The sequence below is a fragment of the Cyanobium sp. FACHB-13342 genome, from assembly GCF_014697415.1.
Taxonomy (GTDB): domain Bacteria; phylum Cyanobacteriota; class Cyanobacteriia; order PCC-6307; family Cyanobiaceae; genus Cyanobium_A.
The window spans coordinates 176,992-193,337 of the sequence record NZ_JACJRT010000008.1 but is presented as its reverse complement, the minus strand read 5'-3'; the positions used below and the strand labels follow the sequence as shown (position 1 = coordinate 193,337).

At 66.5% G+C, this 16,346-nt stretch carries 17 protein-coding genes and 1 tRNA gene; 12 read left to right on the top strand and 6 right to left on the bottom strand.

Translation table 11 applies throughout. The annotated features are described in order from the left end of the window. Positions 1 to 37 precede the first annotated feature (37 nt). Positions 38 to 1,003, bottom strand: coding sequence for a DnaJ domain-containing protein (locus H6G16_RS06410; protein ID WP_347238815.1), 966 nt, complete (start codon positions 1,001 to 1,003; stop codon positions 38 to 40). Continuing rightward, on the bottom strand, positions 1,000 to 3,105 hold the full coding sequence (gene dnaK, locus H6G16_RS06405) for a molecular chaperone DnaK (protein WP_190389463.1): 2,106 nt from the start codon (positions 3,103 to 3,105) through the stop codon (positions 1,000 to 1,002). The genes H6G16_RS06410 and dnaK overlap by 4 nt, the downstream gene beginning before the upstream one ends. Positions 3,106 to 3,305: 200 nt before the next feature. Here dnaK and pstC point away from each other — a divergent pair, with 200 nt between their 5' ends. The 3 genes from pstC to pstB are packed head-to-tail and all read left to right on the top strand — an operon-like array spanning position 3,306 to position 6,059. Further along, a complete protein-coding gene (pstC, locus tag H6G16_RS06400) occupies positions 3,306 to 4,271 on the top strand; it encodes a phosphate ABC transporter permease subunit PstC (RefSeq protein ID WP_190389462.1) in 966 nt (321 codons plus the stop codon). 8 nt (positions 4,272 to 4,279) lie between these two features. Next, a complete protein-coding gene (pstA, locus tag H6G16_RS06395; RefSeq protein WP_190389461.1) occupies positions 4,280 to 5,194 on the top strand; it encodes a phosphate ABC transporter permease PstA in 915 nt (304 codons plus the stop codon). Positions 5,195 to 5,234: 40 nt separating this feature from the next. Next, the gene (gene pstB / locus H6G16_RS06390) at positions 5,235 to 6,059 is read left to right on the top strand and encodes a phosphate ABC transporter ATP-binding protein PstB (protein WP_190389460.1); all 825 of its coding nucleotides are present in this window, start codon (positions 5,235 to 5,237) and stop codon (positions 6,057 to 6,059) included. A 77-nt stretch (positions 6,060 to 6,136) separates the two neighbouring features. Here the strand turns inward: pstB and H6G16_RS06385 are convergent. Next, positions 6,137 to 6,223: transfer RNA gene (locus H6G16_RS06385), tRNA-Ser, on the bottom strand. A gap of 38 nt (positions 6,224 to 6,261) precedes the next feature. On the opposite strand from H6G16_RS06385, the gene H6G16_RS06380 reads away from it, so the two are divergent. From H6G16_RS06380 to H6G16_RS06365, 4 genes are read left to right on the top strand one after another with little or no spacing between them, the layout of a single operon-like run. Next, positions 6,262 to 6,642 carry a 2Fe-2S iron-sulfur cluster-binding protein gene (locus tag H6G16_RS06380; RefSeq protein ID WP_190389459.1) on the top strand — a complete coding sequence of 127 codons (381 nt, stop codon included), beginning with the start codon at positions 6,262 to 6,264 and terminating at the stop codon, positions 6,640 to 6,642. Next, positions 6,642 to 7,550: an inositol monophosphatase family protein gene (locus tag H6G16_RS06375; RefSeq protein WP_190389458.1), complete on the top strand. Its 909-nt coding sequence runs from the start codon at positions 6,642 to 6,644 to the stop codon at positions 7,548 to 7,550. Before H6G16_RS06380 ends, H6G16_RS06375 begins: the two co-directional genes overlap by 1 nt. A gap of 35 nt (positions 7,551 to 7,585) precedes the next feature. After that, complete coding sequence (locus H6G16_RS06370) at positions 7,586 to 8,755, top strand: ATP phosphoribosyltransferase regulatory subunit (RefSeq protein ID WP_190389457.1); 1,170 nt, start codon at positions 7,586 to 7,588, stop codon at positions 8,753 to 8,755. Between the two features lie 25 nt (positions 8,756 to 8,780). Further along, positions 8,781 to 9,005 (top strand): ferredoxin family protein, encoded by a 225-nt coding sequence (locus tag H6G16_RS06365; RefSeq protein WP_190389456.1) that lies wholly within the window; start codon positions 8,781 to 8,783, stop codon positions 9,003 to 9,005. Between the two features lie 9 nt (positions 9,006 to 9,014). On the opposite strand, the gene H6G16_RS06360 is transcribed toward H6G16_RS06365, so the two are convergent. Beyond that, positions 9,015 to 9,758, bottom strand: coding sequence for a DUF3598 family protein (locus H6G16_RS06360; protein WP_190389455.1), 744 nt, complete (start codon positions 9,756 to 9,758; stop codon positions 9,015 to 9,017). Between the two features lie 140 nt (positions 9,759 to 9,898). Here H6G16_RS06360 and htpG point away from each other — a divergent pair, with 140 nt between their 5' ends. The 5 genes from htpG to H6G16_RS06335 all read left to right on the top strand — a co-directional run bounded on the left by htpG (position 9,899) and on the right by H6G16_RS06335 (position 13,190). Beyond that, positions 9,899 to 11,806, top strand: coding sequence for a molecular chaperone HtpG (gene htpG / locus H6G16_RS06355; RefSeq protein ID WP_190389750.1), 1,908 nt, complete (start codon positions 9,899 to 9,901; stop codon positions 11,804 to 11,806). A gap of 40 nt (positions 11,807 to 11,846) precedes the next feature. Next, positions 11,847 to 12,020 (top strand): type II toxin-antitoxin system PemK/MazF family toxin, encoded by a 174-nt coding sequence (locus H6G16_RS13205; RefSeq protein WP_347238832.1) that lies wholly within the window; start codon positions 11,847 to 11,849, stop codon positions 12,018 to 12,020. Positions 12,021 to 12,305: 285 nt separating this feature from the next. Next, complete coding sequence (locus H6G16_RS06345; RefSeq protein WP_190389453.1) at positions 12,306 to 12,551, top strand: AbrB/MazE/SpoVT family DNA-binding domain-containing protein; 246 nt, start codon at positions 12,306 to 12,308, stop codon at positions 12,549 to 12,551. Between the two features lie 84 nt (positions 12,552 to 12,635). Continuing rightward, on the top strand, positions 12,636 to 12,869 hold the full coding sequence (locus H6G16_RS06340; protein ID WP_190389452.1) for a DUF433 domain-containing protein: 234 nt from the start codon (positions 12,636 to 12,638) through the stop codon (positions 12,867 to 12,869). Next, positions 12,870 to 13,190 (top strand): DUF5615 family PIN-like protein, encoded by a 321-nt coding sequence (locus tag H6G16_RS06335; RefSeq protein WP_347238814.1) that lies wholly within the window; start codon positions 12,870 to 12,872, stop codon positions 13,188 to 13,190. Positions 13,191 to 13,279: 89 nt separating this feature from the next. Here H6G16_RS06335 and H6G16_RS06330 read toward each other — a convergent pair whose 3' ends face one another. Together H6G16_RS06330 and H6G16_RS06325 are read right to left on the bottom strand one after the other, a co-directional pair. Then, the gene (locus tag H6G16_RS06330; protein ID WP_190389451.1) at positions 13,280 to 13,999 is read right to left on the bottom strand and encodes a peptidylprolyl isomerase; all 720 of its coding nucleotides are present in this window, start codon (positions 13,997 to 13,999) and stop codon (positions 13,280 to 13,282) included. Then, complete coding sequence (locus H6G16_RS06325; RefSeq protein ID WP_277874977.1) at positions 13,996 to 16,320, bottom strand: tetratricopeptide repeat-containing sulfotransferase family protein; 2,325 nt, start codon at positions 16,318 to 16,320, stop codon at positions 13,996 to 13,998. The genes H6G16_RS06330 and H6G16_RS06325 overlap by 4 nt, the downstream gene beginning before the upstream one ends. Between the last annotated feature and the right edge of the window lie 26 nt (positions 16,321 to 16,346).

Here is a 16,346-nt window from a genome sequence, read left to right as displayed (position 1 = left end):
GGCCCCTCAGTGTGTCACCGGTGCAGGCCCTCAGGGGTTACGGGCGGTCGGGATCAGTGGCCAGCTCCTGCAGGCGGCGATAGAGGGCGGCTTCAGCCTCGTCGAGCTGCTCGGGCACCACGATCCGCACCTCCACCAGCTGGTCCCCCCGCAACTCGCCCCACTCCTGGCCCCGACCCCGCAGCCGGAGCAGCCGGCCACTGGAGGAGCCCGGCGGCACCCGCAGCTTCACCTCGCCCCGCAGGGTCGGCACCACGACCTGGCAACCCAGGGCCGCCTCGGCGGGGGTGAGTTCGAGCGGATAGAGCACCCGCAGGCCATCAATGCGCAGCCCCTCCTCCGTCCGCACGCGCAGCTGGAGGAAATGGTCGCCGCCTCCCGGGGTCACTCCGGCGAGCCGCAGGCGCCAACCGTCGCCGGCCAGGGGCGGGGTCCACACCTCCACCGCCGTGCCATCGGCCAACTCCAACTCCACCCGCTCCCCCTGCAGCGCTTGCTCGGGGGTGAGCTCCACCAGGCTCTCCTGGTCGCTCGAAGCCTGCACCGGCGGGGGTGGCGGCGGCGAAGCGGTCACCGAACCCGAACCCTGCCGTGGTGGTTGGGGCTCGTCGGCAGGCTCAGGATCGCGCTCAGAATCGAACCCGGCATCGGCATCGGCATCGACGGCGCGGCGCGGGCGGCGGCGATCCCCCAGGAGAGCGTCGAGGTAGTCCTCGAAGTCTGGGAAGCCCGTGGCAAAGGGATCCTGGGGCTCGGAAGCTGCGCTCCCTGATCCGGCTCCACCCGCCTCCCAGGCCTGGCGCCGCCGTGGATCCGACAGCACGGCATAGGCCTCGTTCACCAGCTTGAACCGCTCCTCGGCCAGGGGGTCATTGCCGTTGAGGTCGGGATGCCAGCGCCGGGCCTGGGCGCGGAAGGCCCGCTTGAGGCTGCCGGCATCGGCCCCGGGCTCGAGGCCCAGCACCGACCAGTAGTCGGGTGGGGCAGCAGGGCTACGCGTCACCGGTAGGCCCCATCCCCCCAGGGATCGTCATCCACACGGGGCCGGCGCTGGGGCAGGGCCGGTTCGGGATCGCGGTAGCTGGGCTCGCGATAGGCGGGTTCGCGGTAGCTGGGTTCCCGATAGCTGGGCTCGCGGTAAGGGGGTTCCCGGTCGTAGCGCGGGGGTGGCGAGGCCCAGGGGTCGCTGCCGGGGCGGTTCCAGTCATCCCAGTCGTCGTCCGCAAACAGCTCATCCTTGAGGGAGCCCAGGGTGTTCTTCAGGCCCTGCAGCGGGCCCTGCTCCGCCTTGCGCTCACTCAACAGCCGCCGGTTGAGGCCGAACAGGGCCTCCTGCAGCTGGCTCACGGCCAACTCGAGTTCCACCAGGTCGTCGGCGGCCAGGAGATCCTGCACATCCCGGAGGGCCATCTCCACGGCGCGCTGCTGGCGCTCGGCGCCGTAGGGCCCCAGCTCCAGGGCCGCATCGCGCAGCCGGCGCTCGGCCTGGGCCACCAGGGTCTGGGCCCGGTTGCGGCGGTCAATCTCGGATCGCTTGCGGCGGTCTTCGCTGGCCTTCTGCTCCGCCTCCTCGATCAGCTTGGCGATCTCCTCCTCGCTGAGGTTGGAGCCCCCCTGAATGCTGACGCTCTGCTGCCGCCCAGTGGTGCGGTCGGTGGCCGACACCTGCAGCAAGCCATTGGCATCGATGTCGAAGGACACCTGCACCTGGGGCACGCCCCTGGGAGCCGGGGGAATTCCAGACAGGCGAAAACGCCCCAAGCTCTTGTTATCAGCCGCCATCTGGCGCTCCCCCTGGAGCACATGGATCTCCACCGAGCTCTGGTTGGCTTCGGAGGTGCTGAACAGGTCGCTCTTGCGCACCGGGATGGGGGTGTTGCGCGGAATCAGCACCTTCATCACGCCGCCGATCGTCTCCAGACCCAGCGAGAGGGGCGTGACGTCGTTGAGCATCAGATCCCGCAACTCGCCGGTGAGGATGCCGGCCTGCACCGCCGCCCCGATCGCCACCACCTCATCGGGATTCACCGATTGGCAGGGTTCCAGGGGAATCAGGGTGCGCACCATCTCCTGCACCATCGGCATGCGGGTGGAGCCCCCCACCAGCACCACGTCATCGATGTCGTCGGCCGCCAGGCCCGAATCCCGCAGGGCCCGCTGCACTGGGCGCAGCAACCGATCCAACAGATCGGGGCAGAGCCCCTCGAACACCCGGCGCTCCAGGGTGGTTTCAATGTGGAGGGGGCCGTCCGGACCGGTGGCGATGAAGGGCAGGGAGATGGGGGTGCTCGGCACGCCGCTCAGCTCGATCTTGGCCTTCTCCGCCGCCTCGGTGAGGCGCTGCAGGGCCTGGCGGTCGCGGCGCAGGTCGAGGCCATGCTCCTGCTGGAAGCCCTCGGCCAGCCAGTCGACAATGCGGCGGTCCCAATCGTTGCCGCCGAGCTGGGTGTCGCCGCTGGTGGCCTTGACGTCAAAAACGCCCTGGGCAATGCGCAGCACGGACACATCAAAGGTGCCGCCGCCCAGGTCGAACACCAACACGCGCTTGACGGTGCTGCGATCGAAGCCATAGGCCAGGGCCGCCGCCGTGGGCTCGTTGAGGATGCGCTCCACACTGATGCCCGCCAGCCGGCCGGCGTCGCGGGTGGCCTGGCGCTGGGCGTCGTTGAAATAGGCGGGCACGGTGATCACCGCCGCCTCCACCGCCTCGCCGAGGTAGGTGGAGGCGTCATCGACGAGCTTGCGCAGGATGCTGGCCACCAGCTCTTCCGGGGCGTACTCCCGCTCGGTGGCCGGGCAGACCACCCGCACGTTGCCCTGGTCGTTGGCGCGCACGGTGTAAGGCACCGAGAGGCTGCCCTCCTCCAGCTCATCCCACTGGCGCCCCACGAAACGCTTGAGGTTGGCGAAGGTGTTGCGGGGGTTCAACACCAGCTGGCGACGGGCCAACTGGCCCACCAGCAACTCCTGATCGCGGCTGAAGCCCACCACCGACGGCGTCGTGCGGCCGCCCTCGGCGCTGGCGATCACCTGGGGACGGCCACCCTCCAGCACGGCCACCACCGAATTGGTGGTGCCCAGGTCGATGCCAACTATGCGGGACATCCGTCTCCGCCCAATGACATCAGCAGCCAGGAAACCCGTCGACCCATGAAACCGGCTGGCGTAGCCCCGCGCTGTGGAGCCCCAAAACTACCGGGCCTCCAGACGTTAATCACCACTTAAACGCCCCGGTGAGGGGCAGTTCGTAGATTTCGCAGGGATCGGCCAACTCCGTGCTGACCGATGCAAAGCCTCGCACCCCCATGCCGACGGATCCCAACCCCGCCCTGAACGCCGACGCGTTCACCCTGCGTCGCCGACCTCCGGCGGAAAAAGTGGTGGATCTCGGCTTCCGGCAGCTCACCCTGCTGCTGGCCTCCACGGTGGCGATCGTGTTGTTGGGCATTTTTTTGACGGTGTTCCAGGGAGCCCGTGAAGCGATCGCCACCTTCGGTCTGAACTTCCTCACCACCTCCAACTGGGACCCGGTCAACGAGCAGTACGGGGCGTTCATCGCCATTTACGGCACCCTGGTGAGCTCCCTGTTGGCCCTGCTGATCGCCGTTCCCCTGGGGGTGGGCACGGCCATCTTCATCACCGAAGATCTGATCCCCACGGCCCTCCGCGATGCCATCGGCCTGATGGTCGAACTGCTGGCGGCCATCCCTTCGGTGGTGCTGGGCCTGTGGGCCATCTTCGTGATGGAGCCAGCCATCCGGCCTGCCCTCAACCTGCTCCACTCTCTGCTGGGCTGGAGTCCCTTCTTCAACACCGTGCCCCAGGGTCCCGGCATGGCGCCCGCCATCTTGATCCTGGTGGTGATGGTGCTGCCGATCATCACGGCCATTTCCCGCGATGCCCTCAACCAGGTGCCGATCGAGCTCCGCCAGGGCGCCTACGGGGTGGGAACCACCCGCTGGGGCGCGATCTTCAGCGTGATCCTGCCGGCAGCCATTTCGGCCATCACCGGCGGCGTGATGCTGGCTCTCGGGCGGGCCATGGGCGAAACCATGGCGGTGACCATGATCATTGGCAACGCCCTCAACTTTGACCTGTCCCTGCTGGCACCGGGCAACACCATTGCCTCGATGCTGGCCAACCAATTCGGGGAGGCCGATGGCATCCAGGTGTCGGCCCTGATGTATGCAGCCCTGATCCTGATGGTGCTCACCTTCTCCGTGAACGTGGCCGCCCAATGGATCGTGCGCCGCCTGAGCCTGCGTTACTGACCCTCCCCATGGCGAATCCGGCACCGATCACCTACGCCACCAGCGCCCTGTTCGACAGGCGACCGCTGCACTTCGACCCGAGCCTGCGGCGCAATCGCTTCAACCTGCTGTTCACCACCATTGCCGGGGTGTTTGCGGCCATCGCCGTGCTGCCCCTGGTGCTGGTGCTGGTGCACGTGCTCGTGCAGGGGGGACGGCTGATCAGCTTCGGCATGCTGAGCCAGCTGCCCCCTCCCCCGGGCCTCGATGGCGGCGGGATTGGCAATGCCATCCTCGGCACGATCCTGGTGACCCTGATCGCCTCCCTGATTGCGATCCCCGTGGGGGTGGGCGGCGGCGTCTATCTCAGCGAGTACTCCAGTCGCGGCTGGTTTGCCCAGTTTGTGGGCTTCGGCAATGACGTACTGGCCGGTGTGCCCTCGATCATCGCTGGCGTGTTTGTCTACGGCGTCGTGGTGACGACCCGCATCTTTTTCGACCAGAGCTACAGCGCCATGGCCGGTGGCATCGCCCTGGCCGTGCTGATGCTGCCCACGGTGATCAAAACCACCGATGAGGGCCTGAAGCTGGTGCCCCAGGAGCTGCGCTGGGGGGCCTACGGGGTGGGCGCATCCAAGTTTGTGACCGTCACGCGCATCACCCTCCCCTCCGCCTTCACCCCCATCGCCACCGGCGTGGTGCTGGCCATCGCCAGGGCAGCCGGGGAGACCGCGCCGCTGATTTTCACCGCCCTGTTCTCCCCCTTCTGGCCGGAGGGGGTGTTCAGCCCGATCGCCACCATGTCGGTGCTGATTTTCAACTTCGCGATCATGCCCTATGAGGTCCAGAACGCCCTGGCCTGGGCCGCCTCTTTTGTGCTGGTCATGATGATCCTCGGGGCCAATCTGCTGGCGCGCTGGATCAGCCGGATGGCCAAAGTCTGAATCCCATTTCGCTCCGCCTTCCCCCTTCCCTTCCAGAGCCATGACCAGCAGCCTCTACCAAAGCTCCGCCGCCAACACCGCCACGGTTGATGCCTGCATGTCGCTGCAGAACGTCACCATTTCCTACGGCAAATTTGAAGCCGTCAAAAATGTCTTCATGGACATTCCAAGGGGGCGGGTGACGGCCTTCATCGGCCCATCAGGCTGCGGCAAATCCACCGTCCTGCGGGCCCTGAACCGGATGAACGACCTGATCCCAGGTTGCAAGCTCAAGGGTCGGGTGGTGTTTGACGGGCACGACCTCTACGACCCCCGGGTGGATCCGGTGGAAGTGCGGCGCCGCATTGGCATGGTGTTCCAAAAACCGAATCCCTTCCCCAAATCGATCTACGAGAACATCGCCTTTGGGGCTCGCATCAATGGCTTCAAAGGGGACATGGACGAACTGGTGGAGCGTTCGCTGCGCAAGGCCGCCGTGTGGGATGAGTGCAAGGACAAGTTGCGTGAGAGCGGCTTTGCCCTCTCGGGTGGCCAGCAGCAACGCCTCTGCATTGCCCGGGCCATCGCCACCGAACCGGAGGTGATTCTGATGGACGAGCCCTGCTCCGCCCTCGATCCGATCTCCACGCTCAAGATCGAAGAAACGATGCATGAGCTCAAGCGGAGTTACACGATCATCATCGTGACCCACAACATGCAGCAGGCGGTCCGTGTCGCCGATCAAACCGCATTCTTCAACGCTGAAGCCGTCGAAGGTGGCACCGGCAAGGTGGGCTATCTGGTGGAATTCAATGACACCGAACGCATCTTCAATGCCCCGGGACAACAGGCCACCCAGGATTACGTGAGCGGCCGTTTCGGTTGAGAATCCGTCGTGCTCGGAGAGCAGCTAGTCCTGCGATCAGGCCATGAAAAAGCCGGCTGCAAAGCCGGCTTTTGGAACGGAGAGGGAGGGATTCGAACCCTCGATAGAGTTGCCCCTATACAGCATTTCCAGTGCTGCGCCTTCGACCACTCGGCCACCTCTCCAGGGGCAAAATGGGGCAACCGGATGGCAATGTAGCAGCATGAGTAGCTCCGCCCCGCGCACCCACCCGGTGACGATCCACTGGCGCCAGACCGGCCAGGTGATCCAGCACGACGTGCCTGAAGGGGAGTACATCCTGCGCAGCTTTGAACAGCAGGGCGACCCCCTGCCCTTCAGCTGCCGCAACGGCTGCTGCACCGCCTGTGCGGTGCGGGTGCTGGCCGGTGAGATCGACCACCGCGAAGCCCTCGGCCTGTCCCGGGAGCTGCGGGCCAAGGGCTATGGCCTGCTGTGCGTGGCCCGTGCCACCGGCCCCCTGGAGGTGGAAACCCAGGACGAAGATGAGGTTTACGAGCTCCAGTTCGGACGCCACTTCGGACGGGGCCGGGTGCGCCCCGGGCTGCCGCTGGACGAGGAGTGATGGCCCAGACCGGCACCGGCATCCGCCAGTCCAGTGACGCCTTCGAGCGTTCCGGGCTCGGCTTGGCCGAACTGGAGCGGCTGTTGGAGGTGGGCCGCCGGGCCGCCGAAGCGGGGGGAGATCAGCTGCGCCAGTACTTCGGCAAGCTGGAGCAGGTGCGGGAAAAGGGGCGCTCGGGCGACCTGGTGACCGAGGCGGACCACGCCGCCGAAGCGGCGGTGCTGGCCGTGCTGGCGGCGGAAACCCCAGCCATCGGCGTGCTGGCCGAGGAGAGCGGCCGTCAGGCCAGACCCGGCGATCTGGAATGGTGCGTCGACCCCCTGGACGGCACCACCAACTACGCCCACAGCTATCCCTTCTTTGGCACCTCGGTGGGGCTGTGCTGGCGCGGCCAACCCCTCCTGGGAGCTCTGGCGGCCCCGGGGCTCGAGCAGCTCTACTGGGCCGCTCCCGGGCTGGGAGCCTGGTGCAATGGCAGCCGCCTGCAGGTCAGCGACTGCCCCAGCCTGGATCAGGCCCTGCTGGTGACGGGGTTCGCCTACGACCGCCGCACCAGGCTCGACAACAACTACGCCGAATTCGCCTGGTTCACCCATCGCACCCAGGGGGTCCGGAGGGGCGGTTCGGTGGCCCTGGATTTGGCCTTTGTGGCTGCTGGCAAGCTCGATGGTCTGTGGGAGCGGGGGCTCTCCCCCTGGGATCTGGCCGCGGGTGTGGTGCTGGTGGAGGAAGCCGGTGGCGTGGTGAGCGCCTACGACGGCAGCCCCCTGGACATCCAATCCGGCCGGATCCTCGCCTGCGGCCCCAGCCTGCAGCGGCCGCTGATCGAGGGGTTGTCCCAGTGCCGGCCCCTGGCCGGCGCCAGCTACGGCGTCCCCGAACTCGATCCGCCCAGGCTCGATCCATAGGATCAGGCCACCCCGTTCTCCAGCCCCTCGCCGCAATGGCCCTCCAACCCGCCGCCGGCGCCCGGGATCGCAACCCCCGCGAGGTGGAAGGCAACCGGCGCATCGCCGAGCAATTGGCGGCGGTGTATCGGCTCTGGGGCTACCAGGAGGTGGCACCGCCGAGTTTTGAGCGGCTTGACACCCTGGAAGCGGGCGGCGGCATCGACGGCCGGGAACTGGTGCGGTTAGCGACCGATGAACCCCTCGGGCTGCGTCCGGAGCTCACCGCCTCGATCGCCCGGGCCGCCAGCACCCGCATGGCGGAGCGGCCCCGACCCCTGAGGCTTTGGGCCATGGGCAGCACCTTCCGCAGCGCGGTTGGGGATGGGGGCGGCCAGCGCATCCTGGAACAGCTCCAGAGCGGCGTGGAACTGCTCGGGGTGGAATCGGCCGCCGCCGATGTGGAACTGATGCGCCTGCTACTGGCCGCCGCCGGCCAGCTGGGACTGGAAGGCCGCCACCAGCCGCGCCTGCTGGTGGGACACCACGGCCTGCTGAGCGCCCTGCTGGCCCAGCTGCCGGCGGAGCATCGCAGTGCCGCCCGCCATGCCCTCACCAGCTTCGACCCGCTGGCCCTGGCCCAGCTGCCCCTGGCGGAGGGAGATCGCCAGCGACTGGCGGCACTGATGCGCCTGCGGGGGGAACCGGTGCGGGTGCTCTATCAACTGGAGCAGTGGCTCGGACCAATCCCCCTGCTCAGCGCCCTGGCGGACACCCTGGCGGCGGTGGCCCCGGCCGCCCAACGTCTCGGCGTGCAGCTCCAACTCGATCCCAGCTTCCAGCCCCACTTCGCCCTCTATGACGGGCTGGTGTTGAAGTTGGTCTGCCAGGGAGCCGAGGCCCCGGTGGAGATCGCCAGCGGCGGCCGCTACGACGCCCTGGTGGGGCGGTTCTGCCCGGAGCCCAGCCAGGCCGCCGGCGTGGGGTTCGGCTTCGACATCGAGGCGGTTCGCGAACTCGTGGCGCCCACCCTGGACAGCGCCGCACCCGTGCTGGTGGCCTACGGCCGCCCCGATCAACTGGCCACGGCCCTCGACCATCTGGAGGCCCTGCACCAGGCTGGCAGTGCCGCCGAGCTGCTCAGCGGTGCCACCGCCAGCCAGGCCGCCGCCGAAGCCATCGGCCAGGAACGGGGCTGCAGCCGCACCCTCTGGATCGCTCCCTAGGATCCGGCCAGCATCCGCCCCGTTCATGGCCCACACGATCGTCACCAACATCTGTGAAGGGGTGGCCGATTGCGTGGATGCCTGTCCGGTGGCCTGCATCCATCCGGGCCAGGGCGCCAACAGCAAGGGCACGGCGTTTTATTGGATCGACTTCGACACCTGCATCGACTGCGGCATCTGCCTGCAGGTGTGCCCGGTGGCGGGGGCGATCCTGCCCGAGGAGAAACCCGAGCTGCAGCAGGCGGGCTGAGACGCCTGCCTAGCGCAGCAACACCTCGTGGGTGGCGGAGATCCAGGCGCCGCTGCCGTCGTAGCGGCGGATCAGGCGCTCGAGCCGATCGGGCGCCGTGAGCCAGCCGGCCTCCACGCTGAAGGCCTGCCGGTGGCTCACCTGCTGGGGCCAGCGGCAATACCCCCCATCGGCGAGCCACTGGAACCCAGCCAGTTCGCCGGCCGAGAAGCTCACCTGGGCCTCGGCGTGGTCGGGTTCGGGCCAGTCGGCCGCAATGGTGGCAGCCGTGCCCTGCCAGGGGCCCTGCACCTGCTCGGCCGTCAGCGGCGGGCACTCCTGGGCGTCGGAACCAACCCGGAATTCCCGGATCAGCACCAGCTGGTCGGCACTGCCGCACTCGCCATAGAGCAACACCAACCGGTGGCGCCGGTCGCCATGCACAAACCCGAACTCCCCGCCAAACACCGTGCCCGGAGCCAGCTGCAGGGACCCCTTGCAGAACGTGCCCGTGTCAAAAAACACCACCTGGCGGCCCAGGCTGCGGTATTCCTGGCTCAGGTCGCTGCTGGGGGCAGCGCTGCGGTCGCCCCCCTCAAAACGCTGCAAGCTGAAGCGCACCATGGTGACCGCTCCGTCGCCGTTCTGCTCGCCGGCTTCGAGCGTCAGCAGAGAGGGAGTGTCCTTGAGCAGCGTGCCGGTGGGGCTGATGCCGGTGAAGGAGCCCTGCCAGGCGCCCAGGTTGAGCAAGAAGTTCTGCCACTGGCTGGCCATGTGCGGAGGCAGAGAGGGGGAGGGGCTGATCCTATGGAGCCCACTCCGCCCGCGGGCTTGGTCGGTTTCCTGCCCATGGCACCCCCTTGGCGGCCAGGCCCACCCCAGGGGAATGTGGGGGCATCGTGATTTCAAAAGCTGTGGTGCTGCAGGCGGAACAGGGCCAGATCCAGATCCACACCGAGAACATCTTCCCGATCATCAAAAAGGCCGTCTACAGCGGCCATGAGGTGTTCCTAAGGGAGCTGGTGAGCAATGGCGTCGATGCCATCAGCAAGCGGCGCATGGCCGCCATGGCGGGCGACTGCAGCGAAGGGCCCGAGGGCAAGATTTCGATTCGCATCGACCGCGAGGCCAACACCCTCACCATCTCTGACAACGGCATCGGCATGGATGCCGAAGAGGTGAAGCGCTACATCAACCAGGTGGCCTTCTCCAGCGCCGAAGACTTCCTGGAGAAATACAAAAGCGAGAGCGACGCGATCATCGGCCACTTCGGCCTGGGCTTCTACTCCAGCTTCATGGTGGCCAAGCAGGTGGAGCTGGTGACCCTCTCCGCCCGCGACGGCAGCGAGGCGGTGCGCTGGAGCTGCGATGGCTCGCCCAACTTCAGCCTGGAGGCAGCCGAGCGCAGCGAGCCGGGCACCGATGTGATCCTGCATCTGATGGAGGAGGAGCTGGAGTACATCGAGCCGGCCCGCATCCGCACCCTGATCACCACCTACTGCGACTTCCTGCCAGTGGCGGTGCAGCTGGAGGGCGAAACGGTCAACAAGCGTGAATCGCCTTGGCGCAAGAGCCCGAGGGATCTCAGCGACAACGACTACATCGAGCTCTACCGCTACCTCTACCCCTTCCAGGGCGACCCGCTGCTGTGGGTGCACCTCAACACCGACTACCCCTACAACCTGCAGGGCATCCTCTACTTCCCCAAATCCAGCGGCCGGGCCGATTGGGAGAAGGACGAGATCAAGCTCTACTGCAACAACGTGTTTGTGAGCGACTCGATCAAGGAGGTGGTGCCCCGCTACCTGCTGCCCCTGCGCGGGGTGATCGATTCGCCGGACATCCCGCTGAACGTGAGCCGGTCAGCCCTGCAGACCGACCGGAGGGTGCGCTCGATCGGTGGCTTTGTGGCCAAGAAGGTGGGCGACCGGCTCAAGGAGCTCCACAGGGACGATCCCAAGCGCTACGCGGAGATCTGGGAATCGCTGGCCCCGTTCATCAAGATCGGCGCCATGGAGGACGACAAGTTCGCCGAGCAGGTGGCCGATCTGGTGCTCTTCGGGACAACTGCGGCGGCGGGCGAAGGCGACAGCCTCGACCCCATCCCCGCTGAGGGTGGCAAGGCCTACACGACCCTGGCGGGCTACCGCACGCGCCTGGCGGCCGACAACGACAAGCGAATCCTGTATTGCACCGATGAGGCCGGCCAGGCTGGGGCCCTGGCCCTGTGGAAGAGCCAGGGGGCCGAAGTGCTGCTGGCCGACACCTTCATCGACACCCAGTTCATTCCCTGGCTGGAGTACCGCCACGAGGAGCTGAAGTTCCAACGGGTGGACAGCGAGCTCGACGACTCGCTGCAGGAGAAGGAGAGCGAACTGAGTGACGCCGAGGGCAAGGATTCCAGCGAGAAGGTGCGGGAGCTGTTCAAGGGCGCCCTGGCCAACGACAAGGTGACCATCCAGGTGCAGGCCCTCAAGGGCGACAACGCCCCCGCCGCCCTGATCCTGCTGCCGGAGCAGATGCGCCGCATCAACGACATGGGTGCCCTGATGGAGCAGCGCCTGCCGGGCCTGCCCGATCACCACGTGCTGCTGGTGAACCGCAAGCACCCGCTGGTGGAGGGCCTGCTCAAGCTCTCGGCCGGTTCCGTGATCACGGGCGCCGGCGGCAGCTCGCCAAGCCAACAACTGGCCGACGACCTCAGCCGCCACATCTACGAGCTCGCCCGCCTGGCAGTGGGCGGCCTGGAACCCAATGAATTGGCGGGCTTCCAGCAACGCAGCGCGACGCTGATGGGCCAGTTGATGCAGCGGGGGCTCTGAAGAGACTCCTGGATCTGGCCTCGCATCACCAACGGATTCAATCACGATCTGTGCCTTCACCAGTGGCAACGGGCTCGCGGCCACAGGCCAGTTAATGGTCGACAAGATCACAACCGTGTCGCGGCGACGTCTCGGAGCCTGCATCGGCAAGCTGGGTCGCAATGACCTGCAGAGACTCCATCAGGCCGCGGTTGTATTTTTAGGGCTTGCGTGAGGCCATCCTCCATGCCAGCAACCTGTCTACGTTGAAAGACATCATCCAAGGATTGGAGGCTTGCGGATGCAGGGCGAACTCGGCTGGGGGTGCAAGCCCGGCAGGTTTTGGAGCACGCGGCCCGCAGCCCTGATTGACCAGGAAATGCATGAATACGGCGTACGAGCTGCATTGGTCCACTGTTACGAATGGAGAGCTGATTCGCCTAGCGGAACAAGGCGGCTTTGAGGATTTGAGGCCCAAGGCTCCAAGGCCATGTAAGGCCGTGCGCCTTACACTTTTCTCATGACCACTGTCAGCCTGAGCTCCAAGGATCAGCTGACGATCCCGCGCAACTTGCTGGATCAGCTCGGCTTGACAGCAGGATCTCGCCTGCAGGTGAGCGTGGATGCCCAGGGCCGGCTCATGCTGGTGCCCGCACACCACGAGCCGGAAGAGCTCTTCCGCAATCACCCACAGGTGAAACGCGTGCTGAGCCTCGACGACATGGAGCGCGCCATCGCAGCAGCTGTGGCTCGCCAGCGCCCCTGACACCGAAGTGGTGGTTCACCCCTTCCTCGATGCCAACAGCCTGTCTACCCTGAGAGCGATCACCCACGGACGGGAGGTCTGAGGATGCAGAGCGATCTCGGCTGGGCTGGCTGCACTGCGGTTGAGCGCGATCCCCAGCGGGTTAGCGGTGCCTGGGTGTTCCGCGGCACCAGGGTCCCTGTTGCCGCCCTGTTTGAAAACCTGGAAGACGGCATCTCGATGACGGAATTCCTGGCACTCTTCCCAGGTGTGGAGCTGGAGCAAGCCCGGCAGGTGCTGGAGCACGCAGCCCGCAGCAGCGCTGCGGCCTTGGCCTGAGTGCGCATCCTGTTTGACCAGGGAACGCCGGTGCCGTTGCGCCGCTCCCTCAACGGCCACGTCGTGAAAACTGCCTATGAGCTGGGTTGGTCCACCGTCACAAATGGGGACTTGATTCGCCTGGCGGAACAAGAAGGCTTTGAGCTCCTGATCACCACGGACACCAACTTGCGCTACCAGCAGAATCTCAATGGTCGGACCATGGCGATCCTGGTGCTGACGACGACCAGCTGGCCACGCATTCGCGCGGTTGTTGCCGAAATCCAAGGTGCGATCAACAACATTCGCAACGGCGCCTACGCAGAACTGCCCATTCCCTGAGATTCGTCTCCCGCGGGCAGCCATCCTCAATTCAATCAGCCGGGTGAGGCTGAGGGGCTCGTGCGGGGCTAACGGCTTGGCTTCGGCACTCATCCAGGCAAAGAGCCCTTCAGCCACGCCTCAATCCGCTGATCCAGCCAGGCCTCCCCCTCCAAGCGCAGCACCCGCTGCTGCACCTCAGGGTCATCCACCCGGCTACCCGTGAACGCTTCCACCCGCAGCACAACCCAGTCGCCCGGGCCCAGGCGGTGGGGTTCGCGCAGTTGGCCCACGGGCGTGGTGCGGATCAGCTCAGCCAGGGCTGGCGGCAGCTCACTGAGGGGTTTGGGTCCCCACTGGCCGCTCTGGCGGTTGGGGTGCTCACCGCAAAAGTGGCGACCAATCTCGGCAAAGCTGCTTTCACCCTCGGCGAGCTGCAAATACAGCTCCCGTGCCAGGCCCTCCTCCTCCAGCCGCAACACCGAGGCGGTGGCCTGATCCAGCTGGTTTTTGTGCTTGAGAAAGAGGGCCTCGTGCTTCTGGTGCCACTGCTGCCCGCACCACTGCTGCCAGCGGCCGGAGCGGCTCACCATCAGCGCCAGATCCTGCTCCGTGAGATCGCGCTCGGCGAGCCAGGCCGCCCGCTTCGGCGGCGGCAGTTGCCGCTGCTTCCAGAACGCCTGAAGCGCAATCTGCAATTGGTCAGGGGGGGGCAGCGGAACCTGGGCCTCCGCAAGGGCCAGCTCGATCAGCTCAACCCGCAGCGCCTGGCGCAACAAGCCGCAGCGCGCCATGGAGGCTCGGTTGTCCTGCAACCAGGCGAGGCTCATGGCTGCCTGTTCCCCGAGCCTGCGCGATCGAGCGCCGCCTGGATCGCCGCCAGGTTGCCCTGCCAGCTCGGTTGGCGCGGATGGAGCTGCACCGAGCGCTGCATGGCTTCGCGGGCAGCAGGCAGATTCCCCAGCTGCGCTAGAGCCGCACCCAGAAAATGGTGGGCAGCGGCATGGCGGGGGTTGGCCACCAACACACAGGCGAACTGCTGGCGCGCCAGATCGGCTCGGCCCGCCTGCAAGGCCTCCATCCCGGCTGCGAATTGCCCCGGCGGAAGCTCGGGTGGCGGAAGCGGATCCGGATCTGCCGGGGGGGATGCAGCCAGCACCGCGTCGAGGGCAGCGAGGTGGTCGGCGTAGCGGCGCCAGCGGGCTTTGGAGCTGGTGTAAACCGGCTGCCGCACCTGCCAAACACTCGCGGTTTTAACTGAGCGCTCCAGGCTTTGAAACTCGAGCACGGCTGGATCCCAGGCCAGGCCCAGATGCTCCAGCATTCGCCGAGCCCAGGCCTCGGTGTCGTCCACGAGGTCTTCGTAGGGCACCTCAAGGATCTGCCCGGGAAACAGGCGGTGCCAATGGGTCATCAAGCGGTCGTGGTCTACCAGCTGTTCGCCGATCCAGCCGAGGTCGTAGGCGAAGCCCATGCCGCCGAATTTCGCGGCGTAATCGGTGATGTAGTTGGAGATGGCGATGTCGCGCGGATCCCGCCGCACGTGCAGGATTGCGGCATTGGGAAACACGAGCTTGATCAGGCCGATGTGCTCAAAGTTGTGGGGCAACTTGTCGATCACATGGCGTTCTGGGCCCGGGGCCAAAGCTGAAAGGCCATCGAGCAGGTGTTGGCCATGTCGCTGCAGATCGGCGGCGGTGAGATCGGCCACACAGGCTGGATAACTGAGACCACTCCCCAGATGAAGCTCCCAGGCAATCATTCGCTGGATCAACTCGCCCACCTGGGAGAGTTCACCGGCCCCATGCACCTGGCTGTGGCTACCCAGGATCTGCTCCACCAAGGTGGTGCCTGAGCGGGGCATGCCCAACACAAACACGGGTCGGCGGGAGGGATGGCCCCAATCCGATCGGGAGGCGAGCAACGACTCCGAAAACACGGCCATGACCTCCTCCACGCGTTCGCGGTGGGCGGGCGGGGAGTAGTGGAGATGGAGCTTGCTGGCCTCGTTGGCCTCCTGAGCCAGGGCGAAGGCCCTCCCATACTCTTTTTTGCGGTCCCAGGCGGCCGCCAGAGTGAACAACAGGCCACTGCGCACTCTCCCTTCAAGGCTGGGCTGCCGGGCCCTGCATTCCATCTGTTCCAACACGGCGGGATCGTCAGGCACCTCGCGGGCATGAATCAGCTGGCTCCAGCCCTGCAGGGGCGCAGTGGCTCGAAGCTGTCGGAAACAATCGAGGGCCTCCTCCAGGCGGCCCTGTTGCAGCAAGCCATGCCCCAACCCGGCCAGGGCCGGCGCAAGGGAGGGGGATACCGCCAGGGATTCACGCCAGGCAGCCTCCGCCGCAGCCCCGTTTCCGCCGTCAGCCAGCACATGGGCGTGGGCGGAGAGGGCCAGAGCCCAGGAGTAGGAGTCTTTACCTACAGCGAGCTCGAGGGCCCGATCAGCTGCCTCGCGGGCAGTGGCGGGGTTCAGGGCGCCCTGGCCCAGCTGCGCCAAGGAAGCCCAGAGCGCCACATTGGTGGGATCCGCCTCTAAGGCCTGGCGCAGCAACAGCTCTGCTTCAGCAAAACGACCACGCAGCTGGGCCAGCTCAGCCGCCGTGCGCAGCAATTGGGGCTCATGGGGCAGGCGGGTGCTGGCGTCTCGCAGTAGGGCAGCGGCATCGTCATGGCGGGCCGCCGAGGCGAGCGTGAAAGCACGGGCCATGAGGGTGGTGACGTCGTCACTGGCCTCCGGCAGCAGATCCAGCGCCTCTTCGATCTGGCCCAAGGCCAGCAGCGCCTCGGCAAGCGAGCGCCGGGCCAGGGATTGATCGTGGGTAACAAGCCGCAGGGCCTCACGCAGCGGCTCGAGCGCCTCATCCGCCCGGCCCAGCAAGGTGAGTGTGCGGCCTAGGTTGAGCCTATGAGCGCCGGGATCCGAAGTCTCGCCCGCTACGGCCCATTCGAGGGCAGGTAGAGCAGCATCCAGACAACCCAAAGCGAGCAAGCTCGCACCGGCAATACCGGCCACATGGGCAGGAACCCCCAACCAATCTCCCTGCAAATAGCGGAAAGCTTTCTGTGGGTCGCCAAGTCGAAGCCAGGTTGCGCCTGCCCAGACACGCTGCTCGTTATCGAGCAACTCTTCTGGGTCAGGCAAGGCCATCAAGGCAGCACGAGCATCATCACGCT

Bases quoted from the DNA above. Each gene is read 5' to 3' on its own strand.
- H6G16_RS06365 (WP_190389456.1), top strand. From the start codon at position 8,781: ATGGCCCACACGATCGTCACCAACATCTGTGAAGGGGTGGCCGATTGC.
- H6G16_RS06330 (WP_190389451.1), bottom strand. From the start codon at position 13,999: ATGAGCCTCGCCTGGTTGCAGGACAACCGAGCCTCCATGGCGCGCTGC.
- H6G16_RS06345 (WP_190389453.1), top strand. From the start codon at position 12,306: ATGACCACTGTCAGCCTGAGCTCCAAGGATCAGCTGACGATCCCGCGC.
- H6G16_RS06375 (WP_190389458.1), top strand. From the start codon at position 6,642: ATGGCCCAGACCGGCACCGGCATCCGCCAGTCCAGTGACGCCTTCGAG.
- dnaK (WP_190389463.1), bottom strand. From the start codon at position 3,105: ATGTCCCGCATAGTTGGCATCGACCTGGGCACCACCAATTCGGTGGTG.
- H6G16_RS06340 (WP_190389452.1), top strand. From the start codon at position 12,636: ATGCAGAGCGATCTCGGCTGGGCTGGCTGCACTGCGGTTGAGCGCGAT.
- pstC (WP_190389462.1), top strand. From the start codon at position 3,306: ATGCCGACGGATCCCAACCCCGCCCTGAACGCCGACGCGTTCACCCTG.
- pstB (WP_190389460.1), top strand. From the start codon at position 5,235: ATGACCAGCAGCCTCTACCAAAGCTCCGCCGCCAACACCGCCACGGTT.
- H6G16_RS06360 (WP_190389455.1), bottom strand. From the start codon at position 9,758: ATGGCCAGCCAGTGGCAGAACTTCTTGCTCAACCTGGGCGCCTGGCAG.
- H6G16_RS06325 (WP_277874977.1), bottom strand. From the start codon at position 16,320: ATGGCCTTGCCTGACCCAGAAGAGTTGCTCGATAACGAGCAGCGTGTC.
- H6G16_RS06380 (WP_190389459.1), top strand. From the start codon at position 6,262: ATGAGTAGCTCCGCCCCGCGCACCCACCCGGTGACGATCCACTGGCGC.
- pstA (WP_190389461.1), top strand. From the start codon at position 4,280: ATGGCGAATCCGGCACCGATCACCTACGCCACCAGCGCCCTGTTCGAC.
- H6G16_RS06370 (WP_190389457.1), top strand. From the start codon at position 7,586: ATGGCCCTCCAACCCGCCGCCGGCGCCCGGGATCGCAACCCCCGCGAG.